Source organism: Salinibaculum salinum, from assembly GCF_037645885.1.
GTDB classification, from domain to species: domain Archaea; phylum Halobacteriota; class Halobacteria; order Halobacteriales; family Haloarculaceae; genus Salinibaculum; species Salinibaculum salinum.
This window is the reverse complement of the sequence record NZ_JBBENW010000005.1, coordinates 28,368-52,028: the sequence shown is the minus strand read 5'-3', so window position 1 is coordinate 52,028 and position 23,661 is coordinate 28,368. Positions and strand designations below refer to the sequence as shown.

The 23,661-nt window shown below is 61.1% G+C and carries 23 protein-coding genes and 1 tRNA gene; 12 read left to right on the top strand and 12 right to left on the bottom strand.

Features of this window, described 5'->3' with window-relative positions; translation table 11 throughout:
* Positions 1 to 92: 92 nt before the first annotated feature.
* A complete protein-coding gene (locus WDJ60_RS06235) occupies positions 93 to 1,733 on the top strand; it encodes a GMC family oxidoreductase (protein ID WP_340099238.1) in 1,641 nt (546 codons plus the stop codon).
* Here the strand turns inward: WDJ60_RS06235 and WDJ60_RS06230 are convergent.
* The 4 genes from WDJ60_RS06230 to WDJ60_RS06215 all read right to left on the bottom strand — a co-directional run bounded on the left by WDJ60_RS06230 (position 1,728) and on the right by WDJ60_RS06215 (position 4,033).
* A complete protein-coding gene (locus WDJ60_RS06230) occupies positions 1,728 to 2,198 on the bottom strand; it encodes a transporter (RefSeq protein WP_340099237.1) in 471 nt (156 codons plus the stop codon). The genes WDJ60_RS06235 and WDJ60_RS06230 overlap by 6 nt on opposite strands.
* 25 nt (positions 2,199 to 2,223) lie before the next feature.
* Positions 2,224 to 2,877 (bottom strand): chemotaxis protein CheC, encoded by a 654-nt coding sequence (locus WDJ60_RS06225; protein WP_340099236.1) that lies wholly within the window; start codon positions 2,875 to 2,877, stop codon positions 2,224 to 2,226.
* An 84-nt stretch (positions 2,878 to 2,961) separates the two neighbouring features.
* On the bottom strand, positions 2,962 to 3,597 hold the full coding sequence (locus tag WDJ60_RS06220; RefSeq protein WP_340099235.1) for a chemotaxis protein CheC: 636 nt from the start codon (positions 3,595 to 3,597) through the stop codon (positions 2,962 to 2,964).
* Positions 3,598 to 3,730: 133 nt separating this feature from the next.
* Positions 3,731 to 4,033 carry a twin-arginine translocase TatA/TatE family subunit gene (locus tag WDJ60_RS06215; protein ID WP_417750436.1) on the bottom strand — a complete coding sequence of 101 codons (303 nt, stop codon included), beginning with the start codon at positions 4,031 to 4,033 and terminating at the stop codon, positions 3,731 to 3,733.
* A gap of 356 nt (positions 4,034 to 4,389) precedes the next feature.
* Between WDJ60_RS06215 and WDJ60_RS06210 the strand changes: the two genes are divergently transcribed.
* Together WDJ60_RS06210 and WDJ60_RS06205 are read left to right on the top strand one after the other, a co-directional pair.
* Positions 4,390 to 4,866: a redoxin domain-containing protein gene (locus WDJ60_RS06210; RefSeq protein WP_340099234.1), complete on the top strand. Its 477-nt coding sequence runs from the start codon at positions 4,390 to 4,392 to the stop codon at positions 4,864 to 4,866.
* A 41-nt stretch (positions 4,867 to 4,907) separates the two neighbouring features.
* A complete protein-coding gene (locus WDJ60_RS06205) occupies positions 4,908 to 5,738 on the top strand; it encodes an HD domain-containing protein (protein ID WP_340099233.1) in 831 nt (276 codons plus the stop codon).
* Here WDJ60_RS06205 and WDJ60_RS06200 read toward each other — a convergent pair.
* Together WDJ60_RS06200 and pdhA are read right to left on the bottom strand one after the other, a co-directional pair.
* Positions 5,735 to 6,016: a hypothetical protein gene (locus tag WDJ60_RS06200; protein WP_340099232.1), complete on the bottom strand. Its 282-nt coding sequence runs from the start codon at positions 6,014 to 6,016 to the stop codon at positions 5,735 to 5,737. The genes WDJ60_RS06205 and WDJ60_RS06200 overlap by 4 nt on opposite strands.
* Positions 6,017 to 7,144 (bottom strand): pyruvate dehydrogenase (acetyl-transferring) E1 component subunit alpha, encoded by a 1,128-nt coding sequence (gene pdhA, locus WDJ60_RS06195; protein WP_340099231.1) that lies wholly within the window; start codon positions 7,142 to 7,144, stop codon positions 6,017 to 6,019.
* A gap of 78 nt (positions 7,145 to 7,222) precedes the next feature.
* Here pdhA and WDJ60_RS06190 point away from each other — a divergent pair, with 78 nt between their 5' ends.
* Positions 7,223 to 7,630, top strand: a complete 408-nt coding sequence (locus WDJ60_RS06190; RefSeq protein WP_340099230.1) for a hypothetical protein — start codon at positions 7,223 to 7,225, stop codon at positions 7,628 to 7,630.
* Between the two features lie 217 nt (positions 7,631 to 7,847).
* Entirely contained in the window at positions 7,848 to 8,270 is a 423-nt protein-coding gene (locus WDJ60_RS06185; protein WP_340099229.1) for an ester cyclase, read from the top strand.
* 67 nt (positions 8,271 to 8,337) lie between these two features.
* Here the strand turns inward: WDJ60_RS06185 and WDJ60_RS06180 are convergent, their stop codons facing one another.
* The 4 genes from WDJ60_RS06180 to WDJ60_RS06165 form a co-directional block, all read right to left on the bottom strand.
* On the bottom strand, positions 8,338 to 10,494 hold the full coding sequence (locus WDJ60_RS06180) for a hybrid sensor histidine kinase/response regulator (protein ID WP_340099228.1): 2,157 nt from the start codon (positions 10,492 to 10,494) through the stop codon (positions 8,338 to 8,340).
* A gap of 275 nt (positions 10,495 to 10,769) precedes the next feature.
* Positions 10,770 to 10,840: transfer RNA gene (locus tag WDJ60_RS06175), tRNA-Gly, on the bottom strand.
* Positions 10,841 to 10,986: 146 nt separating this feature from the next.
* Positions 10,987 to 11,658 (bottom strand): class I SAM-dependent methyltransferase, encoded by a 672-nt coding sequence (locus WDJ60_RS06170; protein WP_340099227.1) that lies wholly within the window; start codon positions 11,656 to 11,658, stop codon positions 10,987 to 10,989.
* Positions 11,659 to 12,699 (bottom strand): tyrosine--tRNA ligase, encoded by a 1,041-nt coding sequence (locus WDJ60_RS06165; protein ID WP_340099226.1) that lies wholly within the window; start codon positions 12,697 to 12,699, stop codon positions 11,659 to 11,661.
* A gap of 118 nt (positions 12,700 to 12,817) precedes the next feature.
* Between WDJ60_RS06165 and WDJ60_RS06160 the strand changes: the two genes are divergently transcribed.
* The 3 genes from WDJ60_RS06160 to WDJ60_RS06150 all read left to right on the top strand — a co-directional run bounded on the left by WDJ60_RS06160 (position 12,818) and on the right by WDJ60_RS06150 (position 14,656).
* On the top strand, positions 12,818 to 13,312 hold the full coding sequence (locus tag WDJ60_RS06160) for a DUF309 domain-containing protein (RefSeq protein ID WP_340099225.1): 495 nt from the start codon (positions 12,818 to 12,820) through the stop codon (positions 13,310 to 13,312).
* A 73-nt stretch (positions 13,313 to 13,385) separates the two neighbouring features.
* A complete protein-coding gene (locus WDJ60_RS06155) occupies positions 13,386 to 13,718 on the top strand; it encodes a cupin domain-containing protein (protein ID WP_340099224.1) in 333 nt (110 codons plus the stop codon).
* A 149-nt stretch (positions 13,719 to 13,867) separates the two neighbouring features.
* Complete coding sequence (locus tag WDJ60_RS06150) at positions 13,868 to 14,656, top strand: M14 family metallopeptidase (RefSeq protein WP_340099223.1); 789 nt, start codon at positions 13,868 to 13,870, stop codon at positions 14,654 to 14,656.
* Positions 14,657 to 14,689: 33 nt separating this feature from the next.
* Here WDJ60_RS06150 and WDJ60_RS06145 read toward each other — a convergent pair whose 3' ends face one another.
* Together WDJ60_RS06145 and WDJ60_RS06140 are read right to left on the bottom strand one after the other, a co-directional pair.
* The gene (locus WDJ60_RS06145) at positions 14,690 to 15,142 is read right to left on the bottom strand and encodes a UPF0179 family protein (RefSeq protein ID WP_340099222.1); all 453 of its coding nucleotides are present in this window, start codon (positions 15,140 to 15,142) and stop codon (positions 14,690 to 14,692) included.
* A gap of 74 nt (positions 15,143 to 15,216) precedes the next feature.
* Positions 15,217 to 15,597, bottom strand: a complete 381-nt coding sequence (locus tag WDJ60_RS06140; RefSeq protein ID WP_340099221.1) for a DUF5820 family protein — start codon at positions 15,595 to 15,597, stop codon at positions 15,217 to 15,219.
* 376 nt (positions 15,598 to 15,973) lie between these two features.
* Between WDJ60_RS06140 and WDJ60_RS06135 the strand changes: the two genes are divergently transcribed.
* The 4 genes from WDJ60_RS06135 to WDJ60_RS06120 are packed head-to-tail and all read left to right on the top strand — an operon-like array spanning position 15,974 to position 23,619.
* Positions 15,974 to 18,046 carry a PrkA family serine protein kinase gene (locus WDJ60_RS06135; RefSeq protein ID WP_340099220.1) on the top strand — a complete coding sequence of 691 codons (2,073 nt, stop codon included), beginning with the start codon at positions 15,974 to 15,976 and terminating at the stop codon, positions 18,044 to 18,046.
* Between the two features lie 4 nt (positions 18,047 to 18,050).
* Complete coding sequence (locus tag WDJ60_RS06130) at positions 18,051 to 20,330, top strand: PrkA family serine protein kinase (RefSeq protein WP_340099219.1); 2,280 nt, start codon at positions 18,051 to 18,053, stop codon at positions 20,328 to 20,330.
* Complete coding sequence (locus WDJ60_RS06125) at positions 20,321 to 21,628, top strand: YeaH/YhbH family protein (protein WP_340099218.1); 1,308 nt, start codon at positions 20,321 to 20,323, stop codon at positions 21,626 to 21,628. Before WDJ60_RS06130 ends, WDJ60_RS06125 begins: the two co-directional genes overlap by 10 nt.
* Positions 21,625 to 23,619 (top strand): SpoVR family protein, encoded by a 1,995-nt coding sequence (locus WDJ60_RS06120; RefSeq protein ID WP_340099217.1) that lies wholly within the window; start codon positions 21,625 to 21,627, stop codon positions 23,617 to 23,619. Before WDJ60_RS06125 ends, WDJ60_RS06120 begins: the two co-directional genes overlap by 4 nt.
* Positions 23,620 to 23,661: the final 42 nt, after the last annotated feature.

Sequence of the window (23,661 nt, the reverse complement as noted above, 5' to 3'; positions counted from 1 at the left end):
GTGCTGTCTCGCGCGCTGTTGAAAAGGATTCCCCCAGACTCGAAAGCCAAGCCATAAGTTTAGGCTCGCCTAATCAACGCCGAACGGGAGCGATGGCGACAGACAGAACTCCGGAGTCGCGCGTCGATGTCTGTATCGTCGGGGCGGGACCGGCAGGCGCACTGATGGCCGCGGAGTTGGCTGACCAGGGCCACGGCGTGGTCGTCCTCGAAGCGGGACCGAGATTCGACGACAGCAGTCGAATCCGGCGTATGGAGCGGGCGACTCGGCCAGGCATCGACGAGGACGTCTGGGATATGGGTGGCGAGCGCGATGCGTTCACCAGCGACGGCGACCGACACTACCCACTCAACGTCGCCCGCGTGAAGGGTGTCGGCGGGTCGACACTCCACTGGCAGGGAATGGTGATGCGCCTCCACGAATCTGATTTTGCGGGCACTGTCGGCACCGGCGAGGACCCTGCCTGGCCCATCGATTACGACGATATGCAGCCCTACTACAGTGAAGTCGAGCGAGCGTTCGGCGTCTCCGGGGCCGCCGACAATCCGTTTGCGCCGCCGCGAGACGAGCCGTTTCCGATGCCGGCGTTTCCGCCCAGTCACAGCGACTCGCTGTTTGCTCCCGCCTGCGAAGAACTCGGGATTTCGATGCACTCGGTGCCAAACGCCCGCAACTCGGAGCGATACGACGGCCGGAGCGAGTGCGTCGGCTACGGAACCTGCCAGCCAGTCTGTCCCTCGGGCGCGAAGTACAGCGCCGACGTTCACGTCGAAAAGGCCGAACAGCGCGGTGCGCGTGTCGTCGACCGCGCCCCGGTCCAGCGCCTCGAAACGGGCAAGAGCGGGGACAGTATCACTGCCGCGGTCTACGCGACGCCTGATGGGGAGACACACCGACAGGAGGCCCGCCAGTTCGTCCTCGCCGCCGGCGGGGTCGAGATTCCGCGGCTCCTCTTGCTCTCCCAGAACGAAGCCCACCCCGACGGGCTCGCCAACAGCAGTGGCCTCGTCGGTCGATTCTTCATGGATCATCTGTTTGCCGGTGCTGGCGGCACCATCGACGAGCGGACCAGGCAGAACCACATCGGCTTCCTGACCAGCGAAACTCACCAGTTCTACGACGACCCGGGGCAGGCAGTCCGCGACCGAGACGGGAACGTCGTCGTGCCGGCGACCGACCAGCCACTCGCCCCGATGAAACTCGAATTTTTCAACTACGCCGGCCCGTCGCCCGTCGAACTCGCTCTGTCGGGCGGCTCGTTCGGCGACGAACTACTGGCTGATCTCCGGGACGCGTACGGCAACAGCATCGCCGTGGGCGGACTGGTCGGCCAGCGCCCGGACCGCTCGAACCGCATCACGCTCGATACCTCGACGACGGACGACCACGGCAATCCGGTTCCGAACATCGAGTGGTCGCTGGACTCCCGGACCGAGCGCACGCTCGACCGAGCGAACGCCATCCAGACGGCGATTCTCGAGGAACTCGGCGTCGACATCTCGTGGACAGTCGGCCCGACAAACACCGGTCCCGGCTATCACCACATGGGGACGACGCGGATGGGAACCGACCCTGAAGAGAGCGTCGTCGACGCGCGACTGCGCACGCATGACGTGAGTAATCTCACGATTGCATCGAGCAGCGTCTTCCCGGCGTCGGGAGCGATGAACCCGACGCTGACGATCGGCGCACTCGCGCTGAAAGCGGTCGACCACGTCGACGCCGACCTATAGGATGAAGATGCCCATCCCGCTGACAACGAGCAATCCCGCGTCGACGAGCAGGAGGAGGGCCACGACGGCTCCCGCCTGGAAGAAGGGGCTGGCGTTGCGCGCCGGTTCGCGGACCTTGTCCTGGTCGGTCCCGTCCGTAATCTTACTTGCTCCGACTTCCACGAGTCCGGCCAGTACGAACCAGAGGACGAGCATTCCGAGAACGAGATGGCCCCGCGGGCTCCCGGTCAGCGATTCGACGGTGTAGGCGTAGGCGGCCATGTGTCCGCCAGTCAAAAAGAGCACGAGCGCGCTGGCCCGGGAAACGGTCGTGAGCTTCCCGGCGAGCGCGCCGAGTGGAGCTGCGTTCAGGCTCCCATCTTTCCCGAGCGGGAGGACGGCGTATGCGACGAACAGTACACTTCCGGTCCACAGTGCTGCGACGAGCAGGTGGACGACGTAGACGCCTGCGTTCACGAGCGACATACGCGAGGCTTCGGCGCGAGCACCTTCAAAATGCGCCTTCGCCGCCATACACGTCAGCGAGACTGTCTTTCTCGCGTATCTCCTCGATGTCGAGCTTATCGATGATGTTGACGAACGACCCCGGGTCGGGTATCAGGAAGATGCGAAGTTTGAATTCGGTGTCCTCATCTGCGAGGTCGACCAGCGAGTCGAGAACGATAGACAGCGAGTCCATCTGGACGTGCGAGACGGTGTCCTCGGCTATGGCGTCGGTGTGGTCCCGTTCCAGTTTCGGCGTCTGCATGTCGATAGTCGTCTCCAGCGTGTTCGCGATTCCGTCGATGAATCCCGAGGTGAGAATGTTGCAGATCTCCTGCAGCGCGCTCTGGTGCATCTGGTTCAGGTCCCCGTCGACCGGCTGGCCGGTCATCTCCTCGGCGATGGTCGCCGCCGTCTGGTCGTCGAACGTCATCACGAAGACGCCGTAGGGCGGTTCGGTCAGCCGAATACTGGCGTGGTACATCTCGCCGTCGCCCATCTCCGTCGAGATGTCGCTCGGCTGGACGAAGGAGAGGCTCTTTATCTGTACGTCGGCTTCGATGCCGGCCATCGTCGACAGCGACGAGGCGACGGTTTTCGCCCCGTGCTGGATGAGTTTCCCAATAATTGTGAGCTTCCGGATGTCGACGAGTATGGGCATTGCTCCGTGGTATCGGGCAGAGTGGGTTAGTGCTTTCGACTGTCGCAACCGAAACCGCCAGCCAGAGACGGGGTCGCCGGTGCGTTAACTCGGGATCTCACCGGTGGAATCGCTCTCGAACGCGTCCAGGTCGATGTTGTCGAGGAGGTTGACGAACGCGCCGGGTGCCGGAACGAGGTACACGTGCAGTTCCAGTTTTTTGTTGCGTTCCGGGACACAAACTGTCGAGTCGAGCACGATAGCGATACTCTCGTCGCGGACGTGCGAGAGCTGGTTGTCGACGATTGCCTGCCCGTCGGTGTGTTTCAGCGTCGGCGTCCCCATGTTGATGGTCGTGTCTAGCGTGTTGGCGAACCCGTCGATGAATCCAGAGGTACAGATGTTACACATTTCCTGGAGCGCGCTCTCTTGCATCGAGGTGAGTTCACCGTCGACGGGTTCGCCCGCGACGAGTTCGGCGACGGCCGCTGCCGTCTCGTCGGAGAAGGTCAACATGAACGAGCCGTAGGGGGGCTCGGTAAGGTCGATAGTCGCGGCGTACACCTCCTCGGCCCCGATCTCGTCGGAGAGGTCGTCCGGGTCGACGAACGCGAGTGACTGGATGTCGATTGTCGTCTCGACGCCGGCCAGTGTCCCGAACGACGATGCGACGTTGCTGGCTCCGTCTTTGATGAGTTCGTTGATGACGGCCAACTGGCGTACGTCTACGAGTAGTGGCATGTGTCCCCTGTCCGCTGTACGCGGTGGTGTTTCCGACTGAATGCGGGGAGAATATAACAGTTCGGTCATCGCTCTCGACGATGACAGTTCAGTCGATGCCGGGCGGGAACCACTCCCTCACCGAAATCAGCCGTTACTTTTCGGTGGATTCCGAGTCGATGGAATCGGTGTCCATGTACTCGATGTCCTCGTCGTCGCCCGCGCTCTCCGTCGTCGGTTCCTCGCTCGACCCCTCGTAGTCGCCCTCCTGCAGTTCTTCGAGCTCTTGCTCGACTTCCTGTCGCCCCTTCTTGAATTCACCCATCGCTTCGCCGGTCGACCGCGCGAGCTTTGGAATCTTGTTTGCACCGAACAGCAACACTGCGATCAGCAGGATGACGACCATCTCCATACCCCCCGGCACTGGTCCGAACAGGGGAACCATTGTTTCTACCATTGCTATCCTCTTCTTGCCAACTGCCGATTATAGTCTTTTTGGACCGACCAGTGCCCGAAACGCGTTTGCAAACCGGATCGATAGTACAACCTTTCTACTCTCATATGTGATGAATCTGGTTCTAATATAACCCATATCTTAGTAGGATGAGACGTTATCATGACCAGTCGATAGCTACCGTGAACGTATCCGTGAGTAGTCGGTGGCTGTAAATTCTCCTAGTTGTCATTTCCACATCCGCTCCGGGAGGGTGACCAGTCCGGCGTGGCTAGGCGATCTGCAAGCGAGTAGCACCAGCCTGTCAATCACAATCGAGAGTCGCAAGCAACTTTATTGAGGCAGCCAAATCGGGGGATATGGTATCGGAAGGCGACAATGTACCCCAGTTCACTGCACCACTTGCAAACGGCGATGTCGGCGACTTCTCGCTCTCGGACGCCCTCGAGGATGGTCCCATCGTCCTCGCGTTCTTCCCTGGCGCGTTCACGAGTGTCTGCAGCCACGAGATGAACGAGTTCCAGGACCGACTGGCGAACTTCGAGGAGATCGATGCGACAGTGTACGGTGTCAGCGTCGACTCTCCATTTGCACTGAACGAGTTCCGCGAGCAACTTGGTCTGGAGTTCGACCTCATCAGCGATTCGGACAAACAGCTTATCGACGCCTACGACATCTCGATGGACTTCGACAGCCTCGGTGTCAACGGCGTCGCGAAGCGCTCCGTCTTCGTCGTCGACACCGACGGCACCGTCACGTACGCGTGGGTCAGCGACGACCCCGGCGTCGAACCGGATTACGACGAAGTTGAGGCCGCGGCCGAAGACGCCGCCTGAGCCGGTAGTCCTTTTCACCGACCGGGCCGTCGGTAGTACGTATGACCGAGAACGTCGATTCCATCGACTGGAGTGACCCCAGCGACGGTCGCATCTACGACCCCGACGACGACCACGCGTTTCCCGATGAGCGACTCAACAACGTGCTGGCCTTCGTCGACAACGACGACGAGATAGCGGCGTACCTGGCCGCGCAGAACGTCAATCCCGTCGCGCGCAAGAAGTACAACGACCACGGCACCAAACACATCAGTATCGTCCGCAATCGGGCGCTGTGTCTCTACGACCTCCTGAAAGCTGCCGATGTTGAATTCAACGGTGCAGGGGACCAGGGGTTAGACGAAGCCGACGAAGCAGTCATCATCGGACTCGCGGCTATCCTCCACGACATCGGCCATGTCGTCCACCGCGACGACCACCCCTACTACTCGATCCCACTCGCTGCGGACGTGCTCGACCGCATCTTGCCGGAATTCTACGATACCGCCGACCGGGTCCGCGTGAAAGGAGAGGTGCTCCACGCGATCCTCTGTCATCACACAGAAGAAGACCCCCTGACCCTGGAAGCGGGCGTCGTCCGCGTCGCAGATGCGCTGGATATGGAACGGGGACGGTCCCGGATTCCCTACGAACGCGGTGGCCGCGGCATCAACACTGTCTCCAGTCAGGCAATCGAGGCGGTCGCGCTCGAACCCGGCGACGGTGTCCCCGTCCAGGTCGAAATCGAGATGAACAACGCTGCCGGCGTCTACCAGGTCGACAACCTCCTCAAGGCGAAACTCACCGGATCGGGTCTCGAAGACCTCGTCCGCATCGTCGCGCTCAACACAAACGAACCCGGCGACCGAATCGTCGAACGAATCGAACTCTAGAAGGGGAGTCTGTACCGCACCGCCTCTACGACCGCTTTGAACGGCGCAAGCACAGCTCCGAGCGAGGGGCCACTGTCGGGATTTTCCGCTGTCTCGAACTGCTCGACTTTCGCGCACTCGACGTGTACTACCTCGCCAGTTGTCACGCGCCGTCCGTCGATTGTTCCGACCCGGAGGAGTGCGGTCTCTTCACCGGTCCCGACGACGCGGTAGATGCCGGCAGGAACCGGACCATCTTCGCCAACTCTGACGTGATCGTACGGCTGTAGCGTGCTCATTCATTCACCTTCGTCCTGCAAGAACCGTTCGTCCGCGTGTCGCTCTCTGGCTTCCCGAAAGGCTTCCTGCTGTGCGCGTATGCGTGGTGTCGCCTCAGCGTACGTGTATTCGAACATGTCGTCGGGATCTGCTTCGTAGGCTTCTGCCTGCTCGACCAGCGTCGCGATTTCGTCTTCGACCTCCTCCTGAATCGTCTCGACACGCTCCTCATCCAGCAGGTCGCGGTCTCGAAGGAACGTCTCCATGCGCGGAATGGGATCTCGTTCTCGCCAGTGCTTGACCTCCTCGTCGTCGCGATAGTTCGATGGATCGTCGACAGTTGTGTGTGCACCCAGGCGATACATCACGGCTTCGACGAGTGTCGGACGGCGCGCGCTTCCGCTGTCGTGGTCCGGTTCGTCCGGCGGGTTCTTCGCCCGCTCGACTGCCTCTCTGGTGACCTGATACACCGCCAGTGGGTCCATCCCGTCGACCTGTACGCCTTTGAGTCCGTACGCGTCAGCCTTCTGTGCGATAGTCGTCGCAGCCGTCTGGCAGCCGCGGGGTATCGAGATGGCGTACTGGTTGTTGTTACAGAAGTAGATCGCCGGCACGTCGAAGACGCCGGCGAAATTGAGCGCCTCGTGGAAGTCCCCTTCCGATGTCGCGCCATCACCGAAGTGACAGACCACGGCAGTGTCATCGCCGCTGAGTTTCGCTGCCCACGCCATCCCGGTGGCGTGGGGAAGCTGGCTCCCGATCGAGATGTTCACCGGGAAGATGTTCCGGTCAGGGAGCCACTCGTTTCCCGCTTCGTGACCCATCCAATAGAGGAGATACTCGTGAGAGATTCCGCGGGCGATGGCGGTTCCGTGCTCGCGGTACTGGTAAGAAATCCAGTCGTCGTCCGCCAGCGCGAGCGTCGACGCAATCTGGGCAGCTTCCTGACCAGCGAGCGGCGGGTACGTCCCCATGCGACCCTGTCGGTGCATCGTCGTCGCGCGGTGATCGAGTTCGCGCGCGAACACCATCCCCTCGTACATCCCGACCAGCGTCTCGTCGGCGATGTCCGGGACCGTCGCGTCGGACCGGACCGTACCGTCGGACGTCAGAATTTGAACCGCTTGGTCGTCTAGGTCGGTCGGCACATCCACCGAAACGGCGGGATAGCTGAAAGATGTTCCCCCGGTCACAACGGTTTAGTGAACTCGGCATATATTGTGTGTATGAGTATCACACCCGTGGAGAGGGACGAAGAGGGGGACCAGGAGGACAGAGAGTTCGCCCGGGACAGGCGTCAGGGTGTGCGAGCGCGTGTCCAGTCGTGGCTCCAGTCTGTCGGTCGAGGACTTCGGAATCTCCGCCAGCGATTCCACGGTGCCGACAGCGACTCACCGACGCCAGAGCGTTCGCCGAATGACACGCAGGGTGAGATTCGCGTTGGCGGACAGCGGCGGTTGGAGCCACGCTCGACCACGGCACGCTCCGCCGACTCGGCCGAGACATCGTCAGTGCGGCGGGGTCTTCCCAGTACCGGCGGCGGAGACGCCGAACGGGACGGCAATCGCCTTCACAATCCGGACCGACCGGACGCGTACATCACCTCTGACACCTGGGAAGATATCGAGCGGTGAGTCACGTACGCAGCGTCAATGCCGGTGGTTCGGTTTTTGCGAACTGGCCGTGAACGCGAATATCTGGACGCTCTTTTCCGGCGTGGTCGAGACTAATCTTACCATGTCTCGACCTGAGAGACGAACCGTTTGATTAGACAAATCACAAATTAACCAGCTGATCTATGATGCCTTGCCATAGGTTTTATACAGGTCACTGGGGTTCGTATACGATAGTATGGGCACGAACCACGTGGCGTCGGGTGTCGAGGAGTTCGTCGCGGCTGGATTCACAAAAACGATGAATGAGGGACGTGTGGACGCTGTCGAAGAGTATTTTTCGGAGACTCTGGACTATCACCGTTCTTCCGGCGAACTGGCCGGCCGTCGTGAACTCCGCGGAGATATCGAAACGTTCCACGCCGCGTTCCCAGATCTCCGTGCGGATATCTCACGGATCATGTCCCAAGACGACAAAGTGTCGTTTCTGTATACCTTGTCTGGGACTCACGAGGCCGAGTTCGAGGGCATCCCACCGACGGGCCAGGAGATGGCGGCGAAAGGGGCTGCAATCGCCCACGTGACGGGTGACTCGATTTCGGAATACCGAATCGTCTACGACAATCTTGGAATGCGCGAAGACCTCGGACTCATCAAATAAATATACGGCACTCTCGGGGCTTGGTTGCTGATTCTTCGTCTCCCCACGGAACCGCCGGTTTTGACGGTCAGTTCTCTTCGACGAACTCGACGCCGGTGAACTCGAACCGAGCACCACCGTCCGCACTCTCCGTAATCCGACTGTTCCACCCGTGGGCGGTCGCAATCTCCTGGACGATGTTTAGCCCGAATCCAGTGCCGTCGTCTGCAGTGGAGTAGCCGGCCTCGAACACGTTCTCGCGTTCGGCCTCGGGAATTCCCTGTCCGTCGTCTGCGACGTAAAATCCATCTTCCACCTCGTCGACCCTGACCGTCACGTCGTCGCCACCGTGGTCGACCGCATTCCGGAGCAGATTCGCCAGGAGTTGCCGTAGTCGCCCCTGATTTGCGCGAATCGTCTGCTCCGTCTCGACAGTCAACACGACGTCTCTGGTCTCGACGTTCTGCCAGCAGTCGGTTACGGTCTGGGCGAGCGAGACTGGTTCGGTATTCTGGACTTCCTTTCCCTCTCGTGCAAACGTTAGCAGGTCGTCGATGAGAGTTTCCATCCGGTCCAGTGCGTCCGACACGTGCTCGAGATGCGCGCTCTCATACTCCTCGGAGGCAAGTTCCAGTCGAGATTTGGCAACGTTCATCGGATTGCGTAGGTCGTGAGAGACGACGCTGGTGAATTTGTCGAGCCGTTCGTTCTGTCGCTCCAGCGCCTGTTTGCGCTGTTTTCGCTCCGTGATATCCCGGGCCTCTGCGACGAGTGAGACGACCTCCCCGTTGTCGTCAGTCACCGGTCGAATCACACCGTCAGCAGTGACTTTCTCGCCGTCCGGTGCGTAGTGGAACGCCTCGAACCGGACGTGGTCACCGCTGGCCGCCTGGCCGATCCAGTTCTGGAGGTCCTGTTGGAGTGACTCCGAGTGATTCCACCACGGCGTTCTCCAGAACGGTTTCCCTGCTACCGTCTCAAGGTCGGTTTCGACGAACTCCAGTGCAGTTTCGTTGACCCGCCGCACTCGACCGTCCGGGTCCAGGACGGCGAGAAACGAGTCCGGGCTTTCGAACACAGCTTCGAAGCGGCGGTCGTTGCGCTGTAACTCCCGTTTGCGGACTGTCCGTTCGGTGATGTCACGGTAGAGCCAGAGATTCGCAGGCCCGTCCGGGAGGGTGTATGGAATGTAGTCTCGTTCGAGTGTTCGACCGTCCGCGACCTCGATTTTCTCCTCGTAGACCGGCTCTCTGTTGTCGATTCGTTCCTCGATGTCTGCTACGAATCCGTCAGGGTCGTCGAACAGTTCCTTTACCTCTTCGACTGCCGCGTCACAGTTGCGGCCGGTCAGGTCGTCTCCGGCTGCCGAGAGATTCAGTATTTCACCCAGCCTATCGTTTGCCAGTCGGATATTCCGGTCCGCGTCCTCGACGAGGACGCCCAGTGGGAGATTCTCCACGACGGTCCGCAACACCGTGGCTATCGCGTCCTGCGCTCGTTCGTTCGCTCGACGCTCGCTCAGGTCCTGGACAGTACAGACGAATCCGTCGGTCCCAGTCGTCGCAAGTGAGTATCTGATCGGAACCGGACTGCCGTCGCCCCGCTCTCCCGTCGCCTCGCGCTGAACGTTCCCCTGGTCGCGAAGTACTGGCAACACGTCCGCGGTGAACGTCGTCTCGTCTCGGTACGTGATAGCTTTCGACTCGCCGAGCATCTCTTCTGGTTCGTATCCGAAGATGTCCGCGTAGGCTTCGTTCACGTAAGTGTAGCGCCCCTCGGAGTCGAGAATGCTGATGCCCTCCTGGGCGGTTTCGATGGCGTCGAGGCGACGTTGCTGCTCGCGCTCGGCACGGGTGCGCGTGACTGCATGCTGTATTCGATGAGCGAGTAACTCGAACTTCTCTGTGCCCCCTCCTTTCTGGAGGTAATCGGTCGCACCCGCCGAAATCGCCTCGCTGGCAACCCTCTCACTTCCCTCCCCTGTAAACAGGATGAACGGCAACTCTTCGTCCTGTTCGCGGACTGTCTCGAGAAACTCGATGCCGTCTTTTCCCGGCATCTGATAGTCGCTCACGATACAGTCGACCTCTGTCTCGGTGAGGCGGTCGAGCCCGTCACTTGCGTGGCGTGCGGTTTCGACGACGAGGCGTTCGTTCTCTCGCTCGAGCATTTCTGTTGTCAGTTCTGCGAACGCCGGCTCGTCCTCGATATGGAGAACTCGAATTGTCCCGTCGTCCTGGTTCATTCCCTATCCGCTATTGTCAGGTCTGCCGGTCAAAATACTCCCGGCGACAGAATCACATCTGAAAATGACTATCTATAATTGAATGCACCGGCTGAACCCGCGCAAACACGTTGCGTTTGCGAGGGTCGGGCGGAATCTCTGATTCCGCGAACGTCGTAGCGATCGCGTCGCTACGGGATTTCGTTGCTCACTTCGTTCGCAACAGAAATGCGCCGGCCGGGACCGAGCAAACGCGAAGCGTTTGGGAGGGTCGGGCGGCGCACGACTGAAAGGAGTGCGCCGGCCGGGATTTGAACCCGGGCCATGAGCTTGGAAGGCTCAGGTCCTACCACTAGACCACCGGCGCTCACTCGCTTCGCTCGTTCGCGTCGAGCCTCACCTCACTTCGTTCGGTGAGACACCGGCGCGCTTCGCTCACTTGCACTGGACCGAACCGCATCGGCCCTGCGCTCACCTCCAACTTGCAGAGGGGTCATTAAGACCGTTTTCCTTTCAGGCGCGCACTTCGGCGTAACAGTTCCCGCTTGAAATTCGGACAGACTCCACCGTGAGTGTGCTCGAATCGAGGTCTGCCTCGAACTCAGCCGGCGCGTAGATGTGATAGAACCGTGGCACTGTCTCGCCACCGGGGAGTGTCCAGTCGACGGTGGTGTCGAACCCCATCTCTGCATCCGCTGGCGCATCGAAACTGTCGTGGGCAGTACTCCACGCACTCACGAGCGCACGGCCGCCGGTACGGAGGACGCGTGCGAGTTCGTCGAGACTCCGCCTGCGGTGCTCCTGCGTCGGGAGGTGGTGCAGCGTGGCGACGTAGACGCCCACATGGAAGGTATCGGCAGCAAACGGCAGCGCAGCAGCATCACCCTGCACCAGCGTACCTCTCCAGTTCCGCTCGACCATCCGCTCGCCCGCGCTCATGAGGAGGCCGCGACTCACGTCGACGCCGACGGCGTGGCCGACGTGCTCGGCGAGCAGTTCTGTGTGACGGCCGTTGCCGCACCCGACGTCGATACCCCGCTCGCCGCTGGAATCGTCGAGAAACGACTCGACTTCGGGCCAGGCGTACTCGCGGGTTTTCGAGAAGTGGTCGGCGATGTCGTCGTAGACGTCGCGGACACGGGCCGGCGAGCGATGGTCGACGCTCCCATCGTCGCCGTCGGACATCTATTCGTCCCCGTACTTATCGGGGTAGGCCTCTGCGAGCAGTTCCGGTTGCTCAGTCAACCGCTCGCGAATCGGGTCGATACCCTCGGAGACGTACTCGCCCGCTGCACCCTTGAGGTCCGCGGGGTGGAGGTCTTCGTTGACGAAGTCAGATTCGAGCGCGTCGTAGGACTCGTAAACGAGATCGCCGCCGTACTCCTCGGGGCGTTCGACGACGAAGTTCTCGCCGCGCTCGTCGAGAATCGGAAAGACGAGATACTCCATGTATTCGAGGACGCCATTCTCCTCCGCTTCGCCCATCGGACAGTATGCGTCGTTGATTTTGTCTGCGACTTCCTCGGGCGAGTCGGTGAGGTTGACTTTCGAGGACTCCTCGGAGGCGCTCATCTTGCCACCGGAGAGACCAGCCAGCAGCGGCGCGAAGAGACAGACCGGTGACTCGCCGCCGTGGTTGGGGAGAATCTCGCGTCCGAGCATGTAGATGCCGCGCTGGTCGATGCCGCCGTAGGCGATGTCCGCGTCCAGCGACTTCACGTCGAGATTCTGCATCAGCGGGTAGATGAGTCCGCCGAGGTTGGGACTCTCGCTCTCGCGGACGACTTCGCTGGCCGCCCGCTGGGTCCGCGAGATGGTCGTCTCGGCGGCCATGCGGTACATCTCCAGCGTGTACTCCTCTTCAAGCTGGAACTCCGTCCCACGGACGAAATCGATGTCGTCGGGGTCCGCGCCGGCGGCCTCAATCATCCCCTCGATAGCCTCCTCGTAGTACGCCGAGCGGGCGTCGAGCAGGTCGAAGGGGCTCTTCTCGTCGTCGAGATGGGCGTGGAGGTCCGCGATGAGGACCGTCACGTCGACGCCGGCCTGGAGGAAATCAGCGAGTTTGCGCATCGTCGTGAAGTGGCCGATGTGCATCTCGCCGGTTGGGGCATAGCCGATGTAGGCCGACGGCGAGTCTTCTTCGAGCAGTTCTGCGAGTTCTTCGTCCGTGACGACCTCCTGTGTGTACCGCGTAACGAGGTCGACCCGGTCGGCCGTGTTCATACACGGGATTCCCGCACGCTGGCGAATAAATCGTTTGTTTGCCGGGCCAGGTCGGCGACGGAGTTACCGGGCTGGCACGCGATAGGTCTGATATGGATGGGAAACCCGCTCTATAGCTATGACCGACCACACGCGAGACAACGACGTCGGCCCGCCGATATCCGGTAACCCGACCGGGTGGCGAGCAGACCGGCCAGAGTCAAACGGCTGGGAGCACGGCACACTTCGGCAGGCCGTGGTTCACGGCGTCAGACTGTACAACAGCGGCGCGTACCACGAGTCCCACGACTGTTTCGAGGACGAATGGTACAACTACGGGCGCGGACGAACCGAGAGCAAGTTTCTCCATGGAATGGTGCAGGTGGCCGCGGGTGCGTACAAGCACTACGGGTTCGAGAACGACGACGGGATGCGCTCACTTTTTCAGACGGCACTCCAGTACTTTCAGGGAGTCCCCAACGACTACTACGGCGTCGACGTTCTCGATGTTCGCACCACGCTCACGAACGCGTTGACCGACCCGACCGCTCTCGACGGGTGGCAAATCGAACTCGACGGGGAACGACCGGAGGCGCGACCAGAAGATTACGAATACGTGGGGGCTCTCGAATAATGCTCAGCAATCCGCTGGCCGGGAGACCGAAGTCTTCATCGGACGTGGATTCGCTATCTGTAGACGAGAATCGATGAGTCACGTTTCTACGACCGAACTGGTCGAACAACTCAAACAGGGAGAGGCAAACTACGTCGAGGTACTCAGCGAGGAATCGATGAGTGTCGAACTTGCACACTATCCCAATCCAGAACCGAAACATCCGCACAAAGAGGACGAACTCTACTTCATCATCTCGGGCTCTGGGATGGCTGCCGTCGGCGACGAGACGTATGCCATCGAGGAAGGCGATGTGGTCTACGTCGAACAGGGTGTCGAGCACGACTTTTTCGACATCGAAGACGAAATCACGGCGCTAATCGTCTTCACAGGCTCGCAGGATTCTGTCCTCGGACGTAATCCGTGAGCGTCCAGCCATTATATTCTGGAGCGATTGCGAGATCCTGGGGTGCGGCTTCTCGTGTCTTTCGCGACAGCGGTACGGATGCCGAATGCAGTCAGTGTCGCGGAAACCGCAATGCACACATAGCCGCAGACGAGGTAGGTAACAGATAGATGCGCGTCGAGCAGCTCGGAACGGGCGACCCGGAGCTAGCGATTATCGGTGGGATTCACGGCGACGAGCCCTGCGGTGTCCAGGCCGTCGAGGAACTCGCAGCAGAAGCGCCGCCAGTCGAGCGCCCGGTGGCACTTATCGTGGCTAACGAGCGCGCGCTCGAAGCAGGCACCCGCTATGTCGACGAGGATTTGAACCGTGCGTTCCCGGGCGATCCGGATGGCGAAACCCACGAGAGTCGCCTCGCTGCGGAGATTGCGTCCCGGTTCGGGGACCTGACGACGCTCTCCTTGCACTCGACGCAGTCCTACCACGGCATGTTCGCTATCGTCGAGGAACTGACCGACTACGCCCGCAACGTCTGTCCGCGTCTGAGCGTCGATGCGGTCGTCGATGCCGGCGACCACACAGACGGGCGTCTCTTCGAGGCGATCCCCCAGACAATCGAAGTCGAGTGTGGCTACCAGCAGTCCGACCAGGCCGCAGCAAACGCCGCACTCGTCGCGCGTGAGTTCCTCGGTGCTGTCGGCGCGCTTCCCGAGGCCGAGCGACCGGCCAAAGACGGGGTCCCCGTGTTCAAACTCCGCAGGCAGGTGCCGAAAGATGTCGCGACGGAGTACGAAGTGTACGCCTCGAACTTCGAGCCTGTAGCTGCGGGGACACCGTTTGCATCCGCCGACGGCGTCGACCTGGTCGCCGAGGAGGATTTCTATCCGGTGTTGATGTCGCCGGAGGGGTACGAACACGTCTTCGGCTACGCGGCCGACCGCATCGACACGATTCCCTGATCTGGAAATCAGACAGCGGAGACGGGAAATCGGTCAGGCGTCGTCCGGCGGTTCGAGCTCGACCAGCGTCAGGTCTCGGTCGAGCATGCAGTAATCGTGTGGTGGCTCACCGAGGACGCTAGTGATGCGGTACTCGCCGTCGAACTCCGCACCGGCCGGTTCGCAGTACTCGTGGCTGGGGCAGTCTGTGTGCGGACAGGGGCCTTCGAGCGAGACGACGCTCCCGGAGAAGGCACTGTTCGAAGCGACGTTCGCCTGGATGGGTGCCGGTTCGACTTCGACAGCAGTCACGCCGCTGTCGTGGACTGCACACTCGAGCGTACTTCCGCCCTCTCTGATATCCGTCACCTCGTACTTGCGACCCTCGGTGAGGTTGAGGCACTGGTCGCGGTAGGGACAGCCCTCGCAGGCGCTCGATTCGCCTCGGTAGACGAATTCGGTACCGGGTTCGGCCAGGCGCGTCCCGATGAGCGTGATAGTGGTCATTGCGAGTCCCTTGTCCCGCCGGCCGATTAAGTCCCGCGCCCTCAGACTGTGCCGACGGGAAGTAGAGCTGACTGTTACCGGCCGGTCAACTCGTCCAGTTTTTGGAAGTAGTCGGGGCGAGGGACCTGATAGAGGCCGCGGTAGTCGATATCACCGTCCACGAACTGCTCGGTGAGAGCGGCGACGCGGTTGTGAGCCTGTTCCCTGCTGTCGAAGGACTCCTGCCCGGTGTCGACTTCGGGTTCGAGATAGAGCGTAACGTACCAGGCGTCGTCGGGGCTGGGTCGGTCACGGCCGGGTCGGCGGCTCTGTTTTCCCTTCGTGAGATAGATCGTCGGCAGACAGGCCGCCGGAAAGTCAGCGGTGTTGAACACATCCGGGCGATAGGCGAGCACCACCTTCGACTGTTCGTCGCTCCAGACTTCCCACCCCTCGGCGAGTCCGTCGATTGCCATACCGACAGTACGCCTTCGACCGCTATCAGTCCCCCGATGCGACGGAGAGTTGTATGGTGTCACACACCATACTTATATAAACGCCACATTTGACCAATTCTGATTGCCAGTCACTTTCCCGTTGCCGTGGTGTGTTTCTTTCCAATGTAAACCCGGTTCGAAACCAGAAGTGCAGAAAAGTATATATTTGTGTAGAACTCATATAATAAATAGTATCGGTGATTGCTCCGACGAAGACACCCCACGCGTACGGTGTTGCACCGCACTGCTATTGGTATGTTTTCACATACCTCGTAGCGGTGTGCGCGCGACTCGACTCGGGAGCCCACACCGATGTCCCACTGCCGGGAGCCATCCGAGTACGCCCCGTGATAGCATGACAGGTAACAAGCAGACTCTCGAAGAGTTGAGCCAGGAGTACCGTGACACGATACCGGGCGATTTGCGCCAGACCCACTCCTTCGACTGGTATCTGGAGACGCTGTACGACGACCCCAAAGTCGCCAGAAACGCCCACCAGCGAGTTGCGGATATGTTCGACTACTACGGTACCGAGTACGACGAGGAGGCGGGGGTCGTCGAGTACGAAATCGCCACCGAAGACCCGCTGGAAAACGGTGAGAACACGTTCTACGGCCGGGTCATCCACGAGGCAATCCACGAGTTCGTCAACAAAGTCAAATCCGGTGCGCGCGGACTCGGTCCGCAAAAGCGCATCAAACTACTGCTCGGTCCCGTCGGGTCGGGGAAATCCGACTTCGACCGACAGGTCCGCACCTACTTCGAGGACTACACCACCCGCGACGAGGGGCGGATGTACACGTTCCGCTGGACGAACCTCTGTGACATTATTCCCGATCAGGACCCCGCCGACGACGTGGTCCGGTCGCCGATGAACCAGGACCCAATCGTCCTCTTGCCGAAAGACCAGCGCGAGCAGGTCATCGAAGACATCAACGAGCAGCTCGATGCACCCTACACGATTCGCAACGAGCAGGCGCTGGACCCGGCCAGCGAGTTCTACATGGACCGCCTGCTGGCCCACTACGACGACGACCTCGAAGCGGTGCTCGACAACCACATCGAGATTATTCGCTTCATCGCCGACGAGAACAAACGCCAGGGTATCGAGACGTTCGAACCCAAAGACAAGAAAAACCAGGACGAGACGGAACTGACTGGCGACGTCAACTACTCGAAGATCGCCGTCTACGGCGAGTCAGACCCGCGCGCGTTCGACTACTCCGGTGCGTTCTGTAACGCGAACCGGGGTATCTTCTCCGGCGAGGAACTGCTGAAACTCCAGCGGGAGTTCCTCTATGACTTCCTGCACGCGACGCAGGAACAGACGATCAAGCCCAAGAACAACCCCCGAATCGACATCGACCAGGTCATCGTCGGCCGGACGAACATGCCCGAGTACCGGGACAAGAAGGGCGACGAGAAGATGGAGGCGTTCAACGACCGGACCAAACGCATCGACTTCCCCTATGTCCTGCAGTACTCAGAGGAAGCTCACATCTACGAGAAGATGCTCCGGAATGCAGATCTCCCCGACATCATCGTCGAGCCACACACGCTGGAGATGGCGGGGCTGTTCGGCGTGCTCACGCGCATCGAGGAGCCCGACGCGACGAAAGTCGATATGGTCCAGAAGGCCAAGGCCTACAACGGCGAAATCGACGAATCCGAAGATGTCGACGTGAAGAAACTCCGCGACGAGGCCGCCGAAAAGGCCGACATCGGAGAGGGGATGGACGGGGTCTCACCCCGCTTCATCGGCGACGAGATCGCCGAGGCCATCATGGACTCGATGCACCGCAGCCGCCAGTTCCTCTCGCCGCTGACGACGTTCAACCACTTGGAAGAGAACCTCGAGAACCACGGTTCCATCGACGCCGACGACTTCGAGCGGTACTACCGCTACCTCGAGATGGTCCGCGAAGAGTACAAAGAACGGGCCATCGAGGACGTGCGCCACGCGCTGGCCTACGACATCGACGAGATTCAGCGCCAGGGCGAGAAGTACATGGACCACGTCATGGCCTACATCGACGACGACACGGTCGAAGACGAGATTACCGGCCGCGAGCAGGAGCCAGACGAACAGTTCCTCCGGTCCGTCGAGGAGAAACTCCAGCTCCCCGAAGACCGGAAAGACGACTTCCGTCAGGAAGTGGCAAACTGGGTGTCGCGGCGCGCCCGCGAAGGAGAAACCTTCGACCCGCAGGACAACGACCGCCTGCGCCGCGCGCTGGAGCGCAAACTCTGGGAAGACAAGAAACACAACATCAACTTCTCGGCGCTGGTCTCCAGCGGTGACCTCGACGACGACGAGCGCAACCAGTGGATAGACGCGCTCATCGAGCAGGGCTACTCCGAGGAGGGCGCAAAGGAGGTGCTCGAGTTCGCGGGTGCAGAGGTCGCAAAGAGCGAGATGGAGGAGTAGAGTCGTGAGCGGCAAGGACTTCATCGACGCGGCCGACCGCACGCTCGACGAGACCTACGAGGCACCGATGAGCCTCTCCGAGTACGTCGAGATGCTGTTCGAACACCCCGAGCGGGCCGCTCACGCATCGAAGTACCTGCTCTCCGCCATCGAGGATGCCGGCACGCGGACCGTCATCGAGGAGGGTGAGGAGAAAGAGCGGTATCGCTTCTTCGACGACCCCTGGAACGGTGGCGAGCACGCTATCCTCGGGAACACGGAGGTTCTCAACCGGTTCGTCGACGACCTCCGTTCGATTGCGGCGGGTCGCGGTAAAGAAGAGAAGATAATCTGGCTCGACGGGCCGACGGCGACCGGCAAATCCGAACTGAAGCGGTGTCTGATAAACGGTCTCCGAGAGTACTCGAAGACCGACCACGGCCGCCGCTATACGGTCGAGTGGAACGTCGCAGGGTCAGGCCAGTCCGGCGGGTTGACCTACGGGTCGACCTCAACTCCCGACGAGGACGACTGGTACGAGAGTCCAGTCCAGTCACACCCGCTGACGGTGTTCCCGCCGGACGTGCGTGCAGACCTCGTCGAGCAGCTCAACGAGCGACTGGACGACCACATCCCGATTCGCGTCGAGAGCGAACTCGACCCCTTCTGTCGGGAGGCGTACGACCACCTCGAAGAGCAGTACCGCAGACAGGGCGAGGACGACCTGTTCTCGGCGGTCACCTCGCCACAGCACCTCCGGGTGAAAAACTACGTCGTCGACATCGGCCGAGGCATCGGCGTGTTACACTCCGAGGACGACGGCCAGCCCAAGGAGCGGCTGGTCGGCTCCTGGATGGCCGGGATGCTCCGCGAACTGGATTCACGGGGGCGGAAGAACCCCCAGGCGTTCTCCTACGACGGCGTGCTCTCGCAGGGCAACGGCCTGCTGACTATCGTCGAGGACGCCGCTCAGCACGCCGACCTGCTGCAGAAGCTGTTGAACGTCCCCGACGAGGGACGCGTGAAACTGGACAAGGGCATCGGGATGGATATCGACACGCAGCTCATCATTATCTCGAATCCGGACCTGGAGGCCCAGCTCAATCAGCACGCCGACCGCGAGGGCCAGGACCCGCTGAAAGCGCTCAAGCGCCGACTGGACAAGCGGGAGTTCGGCTATCTCACCAACCTCTCGCTGGAGACCCAACTGTTGCGGCGGGAGCTGACCAACGAGACGGCCGTCTGGGACGCCGCGACGTGGGACCAGATCGAGGGGTGGATACGCGAACCGCTCTCGATTCGTGTCCGGAACAGCGCCGGGACGGTCACCGAGCGAGAGCTTGCTCCCCACGCAATCGAAGCGGCGGCACTGTACAACGTCGTCACGCGACTGGACAAAAGCGACGTCCCCGGCGGGCTGGACCTGGTCGACAAGGCGCTCCTGTTCGACCGTGGCTATCTGCAGGAGGGCGACGAGACCGTCGAGATAGACGAGTTCGACTTCGCCGAGGACGCCGCCGACGGCGACCACGGCATCCCGGTCACGTTCACCCGTGATGCGATTGCGGACCTCCTGCACGTCGAGTCCGAGCGCTTCCACGAGAGGCTACCCGTCGAGCGCGTCATCATGCCACAGGACGTCCTCGATGCGATGGCCGACGACCTCGGCGGTGCCCCGGTGTTCTCTAACACCGAAGCCGCAGAGTTCGAAGAGCGAGTCGTCGCCGTCAAAAACCACATCTTCGCCAGACAGGAGGAGGACGTCCTCGACGCGATGATGCGCAACAAGCGCGTCGACGAGGAGACTGTCGAGGAGTACATCGAACACGTCTACGCGTGGGCCGAGGGCGAGAAAATCGAAAACGAGCGCGGCGAGCTCGAAGAGCCGGACCTGCTGGCGATGAAGGTGTTCGAAATCGAGCACCTGGGTCGGTTCACCGAGGACGATTACGAGGGTGACAAACCCCACGAGCAGGTGCGAAACTTCCGGACGGCAAAGATAATCACCGCACTCAACCGCCACGCGTGGCACCACCGCGACGAGGAGTTCCGCGTCGAGGATGTCAACCCCAAGGAGATTCCCGTCATCAAGACGGTGCTTGGCAGCCACGACTGGGAGGACGTGCGGCGCACCTACGAGGACTTCGACCCCGCGCAGTGGGACAACCCACCGAGCGGCACGGAGACGGCGTCGCTGAAGGAAGAGACGCTCGCAAACATGCAAGAGATGTACGAGTACAGCGCGGCGTCTGCCGAACTCACGAGTCGGCACGTCATGAGTCAGGTGAGCTACAAATGGGACTGAAAGACGACCTCGACCGGTACCGCGAAGTCGGCGAACAGCGCCGGCAGGACCTCTCGGAGTTCATCCAGTACGGCGACCTGGGGCAGTCCCGTCCGGACTCGGTCCGGATTCCGATCAAAATTGTCGACCTTCCTGCCTTCGAGTACGCCCAGCAGGACATGGGTGGGGTCGGCCAAGGCGAAGGTGCCGAAGAGGGCGACCAGGTTGGCCAACCCCAGCCGGGTGACGGTGACGAGGACGGCGAGCCCGGCGAAGAGGGTGACGAACACGAGTACTACGAGATGGACCCAGAGGAGTTCGCGCAGGAACTCGACGAGGAGCTGGGTCTGGACCTCGAACCGAAGGGCAAGAAGGTCATCGAGGAAGTCGAGGGCGATTTCACCGACATTACCCGGTCGGGGCCGTCGTCGACGCTCGATTTCGAGCGGCTGTTCAAGGAGGGACTGAAGCGCAAACTCGCGATGGACTTCGATGGCGACTACGTCCGCGAGGCGCTGAAAGTCGACGGCTGGGGGCCGGCGAAGGTGTACGAGTGGGCACGCGACGACAACATTCCGGTCTCCAGAGCGTGGATCGAAGACGCCTACGAGGAGATACCACGCGAGGAACGTGGGACGTGGGCCAGCATCGAGGAGATGGAGGCGAACGTCGAGCGTGAATCGACGGCCCAGCGCATCCGTCGGGAGGGGGTCGACCAGATTCCGTTCCGTCGGGAGGACGAGCGCTACCGCTATCCGGAAATCGAGAAGGAACGCGAGAAGAACGTCGTCGTGGTCAACATCCGTGACGTGTCCGGGAGTATGCGCCAGAAGAAGCGCGAACTCGTCGAGCGGACGTTCACGCCGCTGGACTGGTATCTCCAGGGCAAGTACGACAACGCCGAGTTCGTCTACATCGCGCACGACGCCGACGCCTGGCAAGTCGAGCGCGAGGACTTCTTCGGCATCCGCTCCGGTGGCGGGACGCGCATCTCCTCGGCGTACGAACTGGCGATGGAACGCCTCGACGAGGCGTACCCCTGGGCGGAGTGGAACCGCTACGTCTTCGCCGCCGGGGACAGCGAGAACTCCAGCAACGACACCGAGGAGAACGTCATCCCGCTGATGGAGCGGATTCCGGCGAATCTCCACGCGTACGTGGAGACGCAGCCGTCGGGCAACGCGATCAACGCGACCCACGCCGAGGAAGTGGAACGACACTTCCGGGATAGCGACAACGTCGCCGTCGCCTACGTCACCAGCCCGGAGGACGTGACCGACGCAATCTACGAGATACTCAGCACGGAGGAGGAATCATGACTACCACAGACGAATTCGAGATGCAACGCGTGGCCGACAGCCTCGAAGAAGTCGTCAGCGAGGCAAACGAACTCGCGCACAAACTCGGCCTGAGTCCCTACCCGGTCAACTACTGGATTGTCGACTACGCCGAGATGAACGAACTCATCGCGTACGGCGGCTTCCAGCAGCGCTACCCACACTGGCGGTGGGGGATGCAGTACGACCGTCAACAAAAGCAGGGGCAGTTTCTCGGTGGGAAAGCCTTCGAGATCGTCAACAACGACAACCCCGCTCACGCGTTCTTGCAGGTGTCGAACTCGCTGGCCGATCAGAAGGCCGTCATCACGCACGTCGAAGCCCACGCCGACTTCTTCAACAACAACGAGTGGTTCGGCCTGTTCGCCGACGACCCGAACGCCGCGTCGATGCTCGCTCGTCACGCCGAGTCCATCGACGAGTTCATGCGGGACCCCGAAATCGGTCGGAGCGAAGTCGAACGCTGGATAGACCACGTCCTCTGTCTGGAGGACAATATCGACCAGCACAGTCCATATGAGCCAGTTGGACCCGACGAAGAGGGACCAGAAATCGACCCGGACCAACTCGATACCGACCTCGGTGAGTTGAAACTTTCCGAGGAGGTTCGAAGACAGGTCTTCGACGACGAGTGGCTCGAAGCGCAGGCCGACGACGACGAAGTGCCGAGCTTCCCAGCGAAGCCGGAGCCGGATATTCTCGGCTTCCTCCGCAAACACGGCAAGCAGTACGACGACGACGCCGGGAAGGCAACAGAAATGGCCGACTGGCAGAAAGATATTCTCGAGATGCTGCGGCGCGAAACGTACTATTTCGCCCCGCAGAAAATGACAAAAATAATGAACGAGGGGTGGGCATCGTACTGGGAGTCGCTGATGATGGCCGGCGAGAACTTCGCCGGCACGGATGAGTTCATCACGTACGCTGACCATATGAGTCAGGTGCTCGGTTCGCCCGGACTGAACCCCTACAGCCTCGGACTTGAGCTGTGGGAGTACGTCGAGAACACCGAGAACCGCCGACACGTCGCAGAGCAACTGCTTCGCGTCGATGGAATCACGTGGCGGAACTTCCACGATACCATCGACTTCCAGGCAGTCATGGAGCAGCTTGACCCCGACGACGCCGTCGCCAGCATCGATTCCGACGCACTCGACAGTCTCGATCCGGAGGACCCGCGAATCGACGCGGATGCGCTCGAGCGGACTCGACACGGCGACGTTGATATCGAGACGTACCCCTGGAAAGTTCTCACCTACGAGGGAATGGCGGAACGGCACTACTCGCTGGTGAAACCGCAGTATCGGGGATTCCTCTCGCGTATCGGTCAGAGCGAACTGGAACGAATCGCCCGGTACATGTTCGACGACGCGAAGTACGACTCCGTCGAGGCGGCGCTTGCCGAGGTGGACTACACCGTCGGCTGGGACCGGATGCGCGAAATCCGGGAGAGTCACAACGACGTAACCTTCCTCGACGAGTTTCTCACCCAGGAGTTCGTCGACGACAACGACTACTTCACCTACGAGTACATGCACGCCTCCGACGACTACCGGGTCACGTCGACGGACCACGAAGACGTGAAAAAGAAGCTGATGTTGCAGTTCACGAACTTCGGGAAGCCGACCATCGTCGTCGCCGACGGCAACTACGAGAACCGCAACGAACTCCTGCTCGACCACCGGTACAACGGGGTCATGCTGGACATCGAACAGGCCAAGGACACGCTCGAACGAGTCTTCGAACTCTGGGGGCGGCCGGTCCACCTCCGGACCATCGTCAAGGAGTTCGACGACCACGACATCGAAGTCGCGCGCAGACGCGACAAGGAACCCGAACCGACGGAGCGGGGTCGCCTCATCAGCTTCAACGGGCTGTCGTTCAGCGAGTCTGACCTCGACTGGGAGACTGTCGAGCATCTCGCGGCGACGGACATCGATTACGACACCAAACCGGAGGAGTGGCTGGCCTGATCAGTCACAACTCGTTAGGTACTGTACATTCTTATCGGGAGA